At 44.8% G+C, this 11,769-nt stretch carries 18 protein-coding genes; 1 reads left to right on the top strand and 17 read right to left on the bottom strand.

The window, feature by feature from the left end; all coding sequences use genetic code 11:
- Nucleotides 1–592 precede the first annotated feature (592 nt).
- The 8 genes from ACJJI6_RS02400 to ACJJI6_RS02365 all read right to left on the bottom strand — a co-directional run bounded on the left by ACJJI6_RS02400 (nucleotide 593) and on the right by ACJJI6_RS02365 (nucleotide 5,406).
- Complete coding sequence (locus ACJJI6_RS02400) at nucleotides 593–1,135, bottom strand: hypothetical protein (RefSeq protein ID WP_475712402.1); 543 nt, start codon at nucleotides 1,133–1,135, stop codon at nucleotides 593–595.
- Nucleotides 1,136–1,551: 416 nt separating this feature from the next.
- Complete coding sequence (locus ACJJI6_RS02395; protein ID WP_475712401.1) at nucleotides 1,552–1,812, bottom strand: hypothetical protein; 261 nt, start codon at nucleotides 1,810–1,812, stop codon at nucleotides 1,552–1,554.
- A 112-nt stretch (nucleotides 1,813–1,924) separates the two neighbouring features.
- On the bottom strand, nucleotides 1,925–2,248 hold the full coding sequence (locus tag ACJJI6_RS02390; protein ID WP_475712400.1) for a hypothetical protein: 324 nt from the start codon (nucleotides 2,246–2,248) through the stop codon (nucleotides 1,925–1,927).
- A 58-nt stretch (nucleotides 2,249–2,306) separates the two neighbouring features.
- Complete coding sequence (locus ACJJI6_RS02385) at nucleotides 2,307–2,735, bottom strand: hypothetical protein (RefSeq protein WP_475712399.1); 429 nt, start codon at nucleotides 2,733–2,735, stop codon at nucleotides 2,307–2,309.
- An 83-nt stretch (nucleotides 2,736–2,818) separates the two neighbouring features.
- Nucleotides 2,819–3,169 carry a hypothetical protein gene (locus ACJJI6_RS02380; RefSeq protein ID WP_475712398.1) on the bottom strand — a complete coding sequence of 117 codons (351 nt, stop codon included), beginning with the start codon at nucleotides 3,167–3,169 and terminating at the stop codon, nucleotides 2,819–2,821.
- Nucleotides 3,170–3,361: 192 nt separating this feature from the next.
- Nucleotides 3,362–3,802 carry a DUF6841 family protein gene (locus tag ACJJI6_RS02375; protein ID WP_475712397.1) on the bottom strand — a complete coding sequence of 147 codons (441 nt, stop codon included), beginning with the start codon at nucleotides 3,800–3,802 and terminating at the stop codon, nucleotides 3,362–3,364.
- A gap of 613 nt (nucleotides 3,803–4,415) precedes the next feature.
- Nucleotides 4,416–4,718 (bottom strand): hypothetical protein, encoded by a 303-nt coding sequence (locus tag ACJJI6_RS02370; protein ID WP_475712396.1) that lies wholly within the window; start codon nucleotides 4,716–4,718, stop codon nucleotides 4,416–4,418.
- A gap of 430 nt (nucleotides 4,719–5,148) precedes the next feature.
- Nucleotides 5,149–5,406: a hypothetical protein gene (locus tag ACJJI6_RS02365; protein ID WP_475712395.1), complete on the bottom strand. Its 258-nt coding sequence runs from the start codon at nucleotides 5,404–5,406 to the stop codon at nucleotides 5,149–5,151.
- Nucleotides 5,407–6,021: 615 nt separating this feature from the next.
- Between ACJJI6_RS02365 and ACJJI6_RS02360 the strand changes: the two genes are divergently transcribed.
- Entirely contained in the window at nucleotides 6,022–6,663 is a 642-nt protein-coding gene (locus ACJJI6_RS02360; RefSeq protein WP_475712394.1) for a hypothetical protein, read from the top strand.
- A gap of 117 nt (nucleotides 6,664–6,780) precedes the next feature.
- Here ACJJI6_RS02360 and ACJJI6_RS02355 read toward each other — a convergent pair whose 3' ends face one another.
- From ACJJI6_RS02355 to ACJJI6_RS02315, 9 genes are all read right to left on the bottom strand, one after another.
- Complete coding sequence (locus ACJJI6_RS02355) at nucleotides 6,781–7,164, bottom strand: hypothetical protein (RefSeq protein ID WP_475712393.1); 384 nt, start codon at nucleotides 7,162–7,164, stop codon at nucleotides 6,781–6,783.
- Between the two features lie 19 nt (nucleotides 7,165–7,183).
- Nucleotides 7,184–7,402 (bottom strand): hypothetical protein, encoded by a 219-nt coding sequence (locus ACJJI6_RS02350; protein WP_475712392.1) that lies wholly within the window; start codon nucleotides 7,400–7,402, stop codon nucleotides 7,184–7,186.
- A 95-nt stretch (nucleotides 7,403–7,497) separates the two neighbouring features.
- The gene (locus ACJJI6_RS02345) at nucleotides 7,498–8,652 is read right to left on the bottom strand and encodes a hypothetical protein (RefSeq protein ID WP_475712391.1); all 1,155 of its coding nucleotides are present in this window, start codon (nucleotides 8,650–8,652) and stop codon (nucleotides 7,498–7,500) included.
- Between the two features lie 111 nt (nucleotides 8,653–8,763).
- Nucleotides 8,764–9,027, bottom strand: a complete 264-nt coding sequence (locus ACJJI6_RS02340; RefSeq protein ID WP_475712390.1) for a hypothetical protein — start codon at nucleotides 9,025–9,027, stop codon at nucleotides 8,764–8,766.
- On the bottom strand, nucleotides 9,024–9,221 hold the full coding sequence (locus tag ACJJI6_RS02335; protein WP_475712389.1) for a hypothetical protein: 198 nt from the start codon (nucleotides 9,219–9,221) through the stop codon (nucleotides 9,024–9,026). Before ACJJI6_RS02335 ends, ACJJI6_RS02340 begins: the two co-directional genes overlap by 4 nt.
- Complete coding sequence (locus ACJJI6_RS02330; RefSeq protein WP_475712388.1) at nucleotides 9,193–9,339, bottom strand: hypothetical protein; 147 nt, start codon at nucleotides 9,337–9,339, stop codon at nucleotides 9,193–9,195. The genes ACJJI6_RS02335 and ACJJI6_RS02330 overlap by 29 nt, the downstream gene beginning before the upstream one ends.
- 1 nt (nucleotide 9,340) lies before the next feature.
- A complete protein-coding gene (locus tag ACJJI6_RS02325) occupies nucleotides 9,341–9,643 on the bottom strand; it encodes a D-Ala-D-Ala carboxypeptidase family metallohydrolase (protein ID WP_475712387.1) in 303 nt (100 codons plus the stop codon).
- Nucleotides 9,644–9,840: 197 nt separating this feature from the next.
- On the bottom strand, nucleotides 9,841–10,590 hold the full coding sequence (locus ACJJI6_RS02320) for a hypothetical protein (protein WP_475712386.1): 750 nt from the start codon (nucleotides 10,588–10,590) through the stop codon (nucleotides 9,841–9,843).
- A 400-nt stretch (nucleotides 10,591–10,990) separates the two neighbouring features.
- Nucleotides 10,991–11,728, bottom strand: coding sequence for a hypothetical protein (locus ACJJI6_RS02315; RefSeq protein WP_475712385.1), 738 nt, complete (start codon nucleotides 11,726–11,728; stop codon nucleotides 10,991–10,993).
- Between the last annotated feature and the right edge of the window lie 41 nt (nucleotides 11,729–11,769).

Below are 11,769 nucleotides of genomic sequence, written 5' to 3'. Positions count from 1 at the left end.
GTAACGAATACATAACTTACCGCACTCTGCTAAATCAGGCCATAGACCGACCCATCAAATTCAAAGCAATTGTTACACCTAAAAATCAATCTGGTACTCCTGTAATGTCACACCTCCGAAAATGGCACCGGTGTGTCACACTATAAGCCCCAGCATCTTAACAAGTGCACGAACTGAGTAAGGTTCTTCTTTAAAATGAGACGATCGTTCAGTTTTGTGATAAATGAACATCATGCAGTTTTTTGCGGAGAAAGATTCTACGGCTAAAGCGTGCCGCTTTTTATTGGTGAAGGTTACTGGAGCCCGGGAGAATTGAACCTGCAGCTCATGGCGGGTGCTCTGGCAGTCTCGGTCAGTATCAGACCAGCATGGAAGCCATTCCTGGCGGTCGTATTCGTTGGTACTGGCTTAAGCCTCGAAACAACCAGACGAGCAGTAGTTAGGATAATTGATAGAATTAGGCGCATGGTAATCCCTCTATACTGTTTAGAGGGGTCGCACAAAGTGCATCGTGATAGAGCAAATACAGATGATCACATCGCAGTGATGAATATATGCGTATTACCTTGTAATTTACCGCAAGCGCATTCGATCACGCCGAATTTTCCAGAAGCTTGTACTTTGCCAACCAGTTTTCTTGAGATAGCTCTGGATCAATTTTCTTATTAACCAGTAATAGTTGATCACGTAAAAATTCGGGGCTCCAGGTTTGAGAAATAGCAGCTTCAATATCCCCTTCGGTATGCGCCCTCACTAGTATATGATCGAAATGCACTAGCCCCTCAAATAGAAACGTGTGCCGCCCTTCAACTTCACCGTATTCGGCTTCCCAGCGAACTTCAGCGCTTTTTCCATCAAAGCTTTTCACTGTCATGCGGTTATTTTCTAAATCCCAAAAATCATTTCCCAAAAATGCATCCCACGAGCTTGGCTTTTGAAGATTGAAACAATAGGGTTTCGAATTTTTCACTAACGGAAGATGTTTGATCTCACGCACATCTTCTGACAAAAAACACAAACTACAACTTGGCGCTAAAGCACCATCCTCACCCGAATTTTTGCCAACTGTAATTTCAAAATCATATGTTACGCTGACCATGGCATCGTCACACCACTCTCCAGTCTGGATGTTCACACGTTCAGACCAAAGAAATATACTGAGGCTGGCGCTCTCTATTGGAATTCGTTGTTTATCAATACTTATGAAGCACATATTATTTCTTTACTAAAATTCATGATTCGTAAGCGATCTTACCATCATACAGAACATGATCCCGCCTCCTCAGTACTTACGTAGGTGTTGACCAATGATTGCTTGACTGGTAGTCAGGTGTTGATCCAGGCTCAATGCTGCTTCTTTGTGGTCATTTTCTGGCAAGGGAAAGCCGCGGCTAATGCCACTGCCGTTATGCCCACAATAGAATTGCTGGTTTCGCTACCACCTGACTCTCCTTGACGTATGGTGATGCCTGTAAACGACCACCTCAGGTGCCATCAATGTGTTTGCTGTTTTTCAAACAAGCATATTGATGGTCGTCCTGCAGATACATGTTATGAATCTGATAAACTTTTAATTTTCTTGTACTCTGCCTCGCTTGTTTCCCACATAAAACAAGCAACTCCTAAACCGCCGAGCGGAAAGCCAATAAAGGCAATCAAAGGTCGCAGCCATATTGGGGTCGATGGGTCAGCAATTTCCATGGTAATGGACCACATGAGAGCAGTCAGTAGCCCCCAAAGGCAAAAACCAATCTCCCAAATAAAGCGAGCCTTACCTTTTGCTCTTGTAGCTTCCCATTTTTCAATATCCACACAGCTTCCTTCGTGATACTCAACATCCATAACGTATTGATCTGTGGCAGATCGCACGAAGCGTAGACTGTCCGGTGGATACCCGTAGGGCAGTAACGACTTGCTATGTGACTTACTTAACTCGAATAACAGTGCCTTTTAGATACTGCCCAATACCATTTGCTTCCCATAATAGCAAGGCATTACCACCATTTGCGCACACCAGTGGGCTTGCTTGAGATTTAGCTGATGAAATGGTTCTTGGATAACCAACAAATGGGATGAGTTTAAACTCAACAACACCCAGCTCATCAAAATCTCTCTTAGGAGGTATTGTGAAAACAGTAACTTCACAATTCTGACTAAATGCATTATGAGATACATCACCGGTTTTAGTGAACGTACTGCTACAAGATGCTATAAAAAAAACAATTGCTGGAACTACTAATTTCTTCATGGACTATCCTTGTATAGAAAATTGGCACTTCATGTATAACGTTTTTAGCACCGACAGTTTACTGTCCGGTGCCTAAACTTGTTATGAGATATTTGGCTACTGAAGGCACTATAAATCGACGACTTTTGCTTCCCTCGCCCGGAGGGCAAAAATAGTCCATCCAAATACTCATGGTTATTTCATTACTTGTGTAGTACCCAGACGCAACTGGTGCCACTACAGAACCCTGAAGCTGAGTTGTGTATACGGCTACTTCGTTTCCGTCTTTGTCCATTAGCGCATTGCCACTGCGACCTATGAAACAATTGCCATTGATACTCTTCGGACCGACTAAATTTATTGATGTGGCCTCTGGTGTAACCTCAATTGCTATTGAGAATCCAAGTTTACGCACATTTTTGTGAGTAATAACTTGCTCCGTGAGCACCGAGGAAGCAATAGAGCTCTCAGCAAACAGAAAGAGCAGCATGTACAATACTCTATTCATAGCGATCTCATAACGCAGTGCAGACTATCCGGTACAGGGCGCGATTTTTGCGCCCGAAACAAATTTCAGCAACTTGTTATAAATCATTGGTCGCCGAACGTAGGACTAACAATCTCTTCAGGAACAATGTTTTTTGGCAACTCGTTAGAAGTTTTTTGCGCAAAGTCACCAGCCATACCAAAAGCTTTGTCAACTGCCTGAACTTTCACGCCACTGTCAACAGCTACTTCCAATAGCTTTTTTCCAATCTCGTTGCAAGTGGCAACCCAATTATTGGGCAATTTACCTACTGGCACCTTAGGCTGACAAACAAGTTTAAAAGATTTTCTATCTTCTTGAACCTGAATATAAACTTCAACAAATTCATTTTTATATGGATTGGCTATTACGCTAGAGCTAAGTGCGAATATTGTACAAATAAATATTTTTTTCACGATACTTCCTTATAATTTATAACGCCCGCAATAACCGGCCGGAGCAAAGCGGAGGTCCGGCAGAAGCCTTGAAGGGGCTGGAGCGAAGTTAATTGCCTTGTTATGTTTCTGTTACTCGAACTCTTCATCATGTTTAATTGACTGAACAAATTGTTCAAATGTTGCGGCAAGATCATACCTTGTTAAGCGCCACTAGCAACCCCCATTTTGCTTTACTTTTGAAGGCTGCCAACTGACTATTTTTAGACCTTCTTTTGTATTTAAAACTCCATATGTACTGCATACCTTATCCAAAACCTTCCCGCTTTCTTTTAACCGCGTTAGAGTAAATGTCACTAAATGATAGTTATCAATTTCAGCTTTTGTTTCTGCATCATCTATGCGCGACCTGCCATAACTAGATTTTTTTAATTTGGTCCGTATTCCCAAGATGAACTCACCAGCTTGTTCTGCAGTTTCTGGCACATATGTGTGAGGGCCAAATATAAAGGTAGGCTTTTCTACAAAATACTTTGTCAACTCAGATTGCTGACTAAAATCCTTAAGATAAGATTCGACAAATTGGACTGGTTCGTTTGCGCTCAAATGGCACGAAGGTACGAACACCAAAAAACCTACAATATATTTATTCACTGACTCTCCTTAAATCGCCTAACGCTTTGCTAAACGGCAACCAAAACGTAGTGTAGGCAGTCCGGTGAGGGCGCAGTTTTCACGGCCTAAACGTATTTCAGCAATTTGTTATAGCCCATTGCTCCGTTTAACTCTCCAATACTTAAAGATTTCATACACTAGGATAGCTACGAAACCTACTAAGAGTGTTTGCCCTGCCTCTAAGAGTTCAGGTCTACCGCAAGCACCTCCAGGACCTGCGATACCTTCCATGAAAAGAAAGTACATACACACAGGAATGTAGCCTACAACTAGCGCGCCAATTATTGGTACCCATAGACGCTTCTTATTTGTTAAGTAGCGTATGACAAGCGCAAGAATTAGAATCGTTGCAGAAATCCCTAAGAGAAGGAAAAATTCTGACACGTGCTGTTCGACTAATCCTTTGGGTTGAATAAAACACGCATAGGTATTAGCTGGAAAGGCAACGATAAAAAATAAATGGACTGCTCTCAAAATTATCTCTTATGTCTGAATTGGTTATAACGCTCCACTTAGCGGGAGCAGACTGCCCGACTAAAATTACGAGGCACGAGCAGAGCCGGGCTAGCTGAAATACGCCTACAGCGCCTTGTTATCTTTCGCCAGCGTTGGGCAAGAAGAACTCAACTTTGCCGCAGGATTCACAAGCAAACATATCGAGCGCTTGTTTACCTACAAACAACTCCCCGAGATTTCCAATTGCGCCCCATCGAGTGCCCTCGTGAAACTCTTTGGAACCTAGCTCTAGCATCGCCGACTCACAGCGAAGGCATTTAAGGGCCTGGATCTTCGGTTCAGGTGGCTTTGCTTGCCCTCTCTCACAGCCGCAGTTCCAGCAAACTTCAAAGCTGGATTCTTCGATCTCTGTACTACAGTTTTGGCATTTCCAAGTCACAGAACCTCCTTGAAAGATAACGTTGCCAGCAAGGGCAGCCGAAGCGAAGCGTAGGCTGTCCAGCCCAGCCTCCGGCTGGGCGATCTTGCCTGGCCAGGTTATAGCTGGCGCGTACTGAGCGACCTACTTGCTCTCTGCCAGCCCCTTTGGCTGGCCACTGCCCGATAAATTTACTGGCAAAAATACCATACTTTCCCCACTAGTTAACAAACTGACTGGCACTCCTCAATACTGCAGCTAGCTTGCAGAACTTGTTGGCTTTAAACAAAGGCACTTGAATGGAGCTGCGGTACCAACTTGCAGGAAAACTCTCTGGGAAAATATGCTCAGGAAGAGATTGGTGCTTGCAGCAACTTCAGACTACCTAAAGCCAGCCGCTGCTGCCGTTGATATTCAACGTTCACCCCAGCTTCTTACCGCAATACGTTAATCAACCACTCGGAATCGCCATAGCAGCAATCGAACTATGCCAGAGGCCTGCATCTAGAGTGCGCAGCTTTTCATTGGCGAAGGTTACTGGGGCCAGGGAGAGCTGACCCAGCAGTTCATAGCGGGTGCTCTGGCAGTCTCTGTCAGTATCAGCCCAACCTGGAAGCCATTCGTGGCGGTCGTACTCATTGGTATTAGCTTCAGCTTCGAAACAACCAGACAGGGCGGTGGATAATATGACAGGTAGTATCAGGCGCATGATGCCCCCTCATTGTTCTTTTGAGAGATCGTACCGAATACAAGTTAGGAGAACAAGTACAGGCTATACCAAAAAATATTTTATCAAGGCTTTCATAAAAGAGAACTGCAACTCTTACTCTTTTTTAAAGTCAGATAGATAATATAAATAAAAACAAAAGGCGGAAAAAAAGTAAGAGCACCACCGAATAAAATTCCTGACACCGAACTATTCAGTTTACACCTGCATAGAAGGGCTATAACCAGCATATACAATACAAAATATACCCAAAATATAACAATGCTTAGGTCAGTTTTAGTCTAGCAAAAAATAAAGTTATTTTTCGCAGATTGGAACTGCCAAGATATTCGGCAAACACTTGATTATCAGGGTTCTGTCCTAAAAAATATCCGAAGTATTGACTCAAGGTAACTAACGCCCTTAACACAGGAAGCCAACAATAAAGATTGAGCTGATCGAGCTTCCAATCAATTGAACAACCAGTAGGGCCAGATGTAAATAAATAATTACAAAAAAATATTCTTGTAAGACTGCAACTAATAAATTAAATTGGCGCCACCAGCCTGACTACGTTCAGGCTGGGATATTTAAACTTAAGCTGAAGGATTCAACTTAATGAAAAAAATTTCTATATTTATCTTCTCCACCCTGCTTGCCCTTTCTGGACAGGCCAATGCTAAAAATGCATTAGAAGGTGGCGAGAAACTCCTACCAGGCCAAAAATTACTATCCAACAATGGGAAGTACGAGCTTCGCATGCAAACTGGTGGCAACCTAGCTGTAAATGAACTCCACACAAACTCCAACAGTGGTGAAACCTGGTCTACAAATTTGTGGTCTTCCAATACGGGGGCAAATCCAAATTCTGAAGCAGTATTGCAGCGGGCTGGTAATTTTGTAATTTACAGTACAAGTGGCAAAGCCCTTTGGGCAGCTTTTAAAACTGGCAAATCTGAGTATGCAAATTCACGGCTTGTAATGCAGGACGATGGTAACCTTGTTCTGTATAAGTCCGATGGCGGTGTAATCTGGCATACTGATACGGCCAACACACCTCAAACATGCACCACAAAATATATCGATATGTGGGGGGGTGGTTTGCAATATGGCAGCAGCTTCCCTTCAGGATATTCCTGTAAGGCGCAAGTTCCTTTGCTACCCAGTCCAGATGATTATTGGGCACCAGGCAGCTGGGCTGAACCTTGTGTAATCCGCCCTTCTTACGCAGGCAAATATCCTCAATCTGTTTGTGAGTAGAAATTAAGTTTAACTAGCTTAAAAATACCAACCTCTATTCTGTAGAGGTTGGTACACTTAGCACACTATTGTTTTCGATGATTATCCCAAAAAGCTTCCCACACTAATTAAATTCTTTCATCCACTCGGAATCGGCATAGCCGCAATAGAATTATGCACGGCCAGGCGATTCGCCACTTCACCAATACAGTCAGAAACCAGGCCAGCTGCTTCGTCAACCACATTGACCGGCTGTCCTGCATCTGTGGTGAGTGTTTTCGTTGTCACGTAGACCCTATCCATCGGATCTCCGGCGGCATCGGTCTGCACGCTGTTCTGATCATCAATCACGGCAATCACGCACTTAAGCACAGCTACTGCTTGCGCTTCGGCGCTTGCGGGTTCGGCCTTTTGCGTAATTGCAGCTCGTACAATCGTACCGGCGCTGTGGCCATCGTCGATGGTGTAGGCAAACTGCCAGGCCTCTAAGTCCGGCACCGTTATCGGGGAAAAGGTGGGCATTCCTTATGCTCCTAATCGATTAAGGTTTGTAGGCGTTATGGGTAATGACTCGGTGCTGCGGGTCAGCACCGGCGGCATAGCTGATATTGCCGACGGAGATTTTGTAGACGGTGCGAGGGCCTGCGCATTTGACGCTGACGACTGTTTCCCAAGTCATAGGCTCGTCTTCATGCAGAACTCCGAGCTCCACCCCCTGGCAGTCCTGAGCTAAGTAGACACGCCCTGCACTATCCGTCACTGGAGTTTCTCGACTGCAGATAACCTGTGCCCCACTCTTAATGGTGAGCAGTACGCACAGCACCTTATCTTCGGGCCTAACCGTTTCTATCGGTGCTAGATGAGTATCACTGTCGCCAAGATCCCAGCAGTGAACCAAATCGCCAGGGCGGCAATCCTCTGCCAATAGGTCGTTGCGCAAGTAGCTGCCCGCGGCAACGCAATATGGCAACTCTGGATAAGTAGGACTTCCACCGTTCGCGGGCATGATGATAGTGCCCACGGCTCGCCGCCCAATTCCGGCCGCCAACTTCCAGATTTCCTTGGTCGCGTAATAAGTGACGCCCCACCGGCAAAATCAATATCGTCTACGTAAACGTAGTAAGTGGTGGAAAAAGAAAGCCCCGTTATGGAGCCGCTGTTATAGTTAACGGTAAATCCTGCATACTGCACGGAGTGCGCGGCAATAGAAATTTTGGCCGTAGAACCGTCATCCGATGCAGGCAGCACCGCACTGCTGGTAGGCAAACTGGCGATGCTGCCCATATTTTGTTGCAGGCTGCGTTGATCGGCTATTTGGCCCTTTTCATTGAGGCCGCTCATATACTGGGCGAAGCCAATTAACGGGCGTGGGTTTTGGTAAATACCACCGCCATCAATGACCTCATTTGCGGACAGATAAATCTCACCAATAATCAGCATCCTGTCTGAAGGTGTGAAATATTCGCGCTGTGTAGTGGCGCCGTAGTAGTAGTGGCATCGGTACAGCCCGCGCTCAATTGATACCACCACTGCTGAGCGACTGGAAGTCCAGGCCCCATCCGTATCGGTGGCAATATAAAACTGTCCGGACAGGCTTGGGTTCAGCTGAACGGGCGCAATCGCCACTCTCTGACCACCCCAGAGAAACCAACCCGGTAGATTGCTACCCGGGTTGCCGCTGGCATCAAATCCGCACAGTTGCGCCTCCCCTGGGCTCGCATTATCTTCTAGTGCTGCATTGGTGTTGATCTTTAGATAGAGTCCATTGCCCGTGGGCTCAACCTTATCAATGCGGACGTAATCCAGCTTTGTAAGCCCCACGTCATCGCCGTCAAAATTGGCAATGACATATGGCGAAACGTAGCGTACATCCACCTGCAATTTTGCTGGCTGTGCAATAGTGTTTTCGCCGGTTAGATTGATTTCTGCATTAGCGCTGGCATTGCCCTGAAAATAGCCCGTGCACTCTTGCCAACCCGCTCCCGCAGCCGCAACTCCCCAACAAGCCACATAGTGCTGGCTGCTGTACTCAGCATCGCCCGAGGTATTGCACCTAGTTCCACTTGCAGAGTTTTTCAGCCTGCTCAGCGAACTCCTCCCTGTAACTGCTTTGCCTTGCCACTATTCCCTTCTCTCAATCAACCGCTCCAGCTTGCTATCAATACGCTTGAGTCGTGTTCTAATTTCGTCTTTGAATTCAGCTATGTGTTTTTGCTCTAGGGCACGCATAGCTGATTCGTGTTTGATTGCTTGCGCGTTCTCACCTACGCGTTTCTCTACATCTGAGCCCCTGGTAAATAGGCCAGCAGCTAAAAGTACTATGCTGGCTATCTGAGTGATAGAGATGCTTTTGCTGAGATGCCAGTGTTCTGTTTGTTGGGTCATGATTGCTTCCAAGCCTTCATTGCTTTCTCAGCGCTGCGCCCCACGACATAACCACCGAGGCCGATTTTTACTATTTCTAACAGGACCAGGGTTTGGTCCTCGCTTAGATTTGAGCTGTCCAGCCTAGCCAGTGAAATACAATCAACCCAACGGACGTGAGCATCGTTACTGGCCGCCAGTTTCTCTGTAGCCATGACTCCATGACTCCCCCGAGGCTTCTACCGTGATTACTTGGGTTGCCGCCTTTAGCTCTTCCAGGTCCATTGAAATCAGCTGCGAATCAACCTGAGCTTTTAGGCGATTGGCTTCCATCTTATCTGGGAATGCTTTGTCTATGACCTTGCCGAGTAGATTTGATATGGCTGAAATTATTAGTAGCTCCAGACTGCGGGGCGGGTACGCTCGCCGGGTATTGACTCGAGGTCATGGTGGCATTTAACCGGGCATTATGTGCTGGGCAGCGATAACCAGAGTTAATAATCATTGGCTTGCCGAAGCGCTCTCTAACTCTAATCAGGCGCATTAGCGTTTCATCTTTGAAATAATTTCTGCCACAACAACGACAGACCAACTCCGGCTCCGGCTCCGGCTCCGTGAAGTAGTCATTTCGGAACATGGAAATCTCAACATTTGGGAATAAAAAAACCCGCATGAATCGGGTAAAAGTAACTTACAATTACTAAAATAACGATAGCGCCACTTAAGGACAAATCTCAGGCATAAAAAAGCCCGCGTCTAACACGGGCTCTCGACCAACATAGTGGGAGTAAAAGCCGTAAGTTCTATATAAAGCTTACAGGCCCTGAGTCACTGTTAATCTTCAAATGTGCAATCCTGGGGATGGGTGACGCATATTGATATACCGCCTAAGTTGGTCGCGCCACCCAATCGAACTGTATCCGAATATACACCATCAAAAACCGTTGCAAATATCGAATAACCGCCACTATAAGTTAAATGAGTATCAACAAATGGAACAGATGTTTCTATTCCAAAATCAGCTATGCTGGAACTTGAATGTTGAAAGTACCATAAATACCGTACATTTTCCCCTTCGATAGCTGCTTTTGAGTACTCTGTGTCGTAGCTAGCAGTTACTTCTCCGTGATAACTGCCAGTACTTGGATTTGTTATTGATTCTTTTTTTGCAACAGTTGGCGCAGACTGTACATTTACATTCTTACAAAGCGAGTCATAAGCCGTAAAATTAGTACCTTCATCTTTGATTGAATAGACTATTTGAACGAAGTTCGACCCACGACTTGGGAATTGTATAACTTTTTTCGCCACCTGCTTAAAATATTGAAAGCTGTATTCATCAGACCCAGAGAGATCTTGACCGGTATAAAAATATGCATCCCTACCATCTACTTTATCAGCCGCTCCGCTTGAATAACTAACTTCATGAGAATAGGTTTCAGATGATCCAGCCAAAACATACCTATCCCCTTTAACACTATTTGTGTCACCACTCCTTTGATCACCAGCACACAAGTCATACTTATATGGTGTTGCTGAAAATGCAGAAGAAGAGCCAAATGCAGAAACAACAGCTATAGCCAATGGGAAAACTACTTTTTTTATTTAAATCTATCCTTGAACTCCTTATTTAAAGAGCAAACTAACAGCCACAAAAATATAAATTAATTTGGCGGTTAAATTTGCGGTAAGCACATTACAAACAAATTCGCTCAAGCACAAGAATAAAGTTATTTTACGAAGCGCCACCTGTCTTGCCAACCTAAACTGACACCCACCCCAAAAGACCAAAAGTAAGGGCAAGATTTTATAGCAAGACCCCGTCTTAATTTCGCACCAGGAATGATGCGTAAGCACTTAACACTTAGATGTACAATAAAACTATCCCCCCTTGAATTTCAGACACAAAAAAGCCCGCATTAAGCGGGCCATTTTTTAGATAGATATAATAATTATTTAAATGGCTGTAGGTGCAAAGCTTCCCCTAAGGCTCCGCATGACAATCCGTGGGGTCGTTACATGGAACACCTTCGTTATACCTCACAGTACTTAAATAGACCGTATCGGAATAAACACCATCAGAAATTGTAGCAGTCACTTCATAGTTCCCACTAACGCCGAGATTTGCACTGACATATGGGACAGACGTTACTTTAAAAAAGTCTCCCATGCTGGAAGTAGTATGGTTGAAGTTCCATCTATAAGTAATTCCAGCCCCCTCAATAGCTGCTTTTGAGTATACAGTGTCATAAGTACTGGTCACTTCAGCACGATAACTCCCAGTAACAGTACCTGTACTAGCAGTTTTCTTAGAAATCGTCGGCGCAGACTGGACGTTAATGTTTTTACACAAGTTAGTTTTGCCGCCCACTTCAGCCGGAACCGGAATACCTATTGATACAAAGTTTGAACCACGACTTGGGAAGTTAATATTTTTTTTCGCAACCCACTTAAAATCCTGGTAACTATAATCGTCAGACCCGACATAGCCCGATTTGGTGTCAAATAATGCAGTTTCATTATAGAACGCCGAGCCACCCTCATGTTTATAGGTTTTAGTGGAGCCAACTATAACGTACCTACTACCTTCAACCTTACTAGTATCACCACCTAGCCCCCAACTTGTGCAAAGGTCAGTTTTGTATGGGGTAGCTGAGAATGCAGCAGACGAGCCAAATGCTGAAATAGCAGCAAGCGCCAATGGGAAAATTACTTTTTTCATTTATATCTTTCCTTGAAATCCTAGCTTAACAAACCATTCGT

The organism is Microbulbifer maximicatervae (SeqCode), from assembly GCF_056232625.1.
The sequence above is the reverse complement of the archived record's forward strand: the minus strand, read 5'-3'. Positions and strand labels throughout refer to the sequence as shown.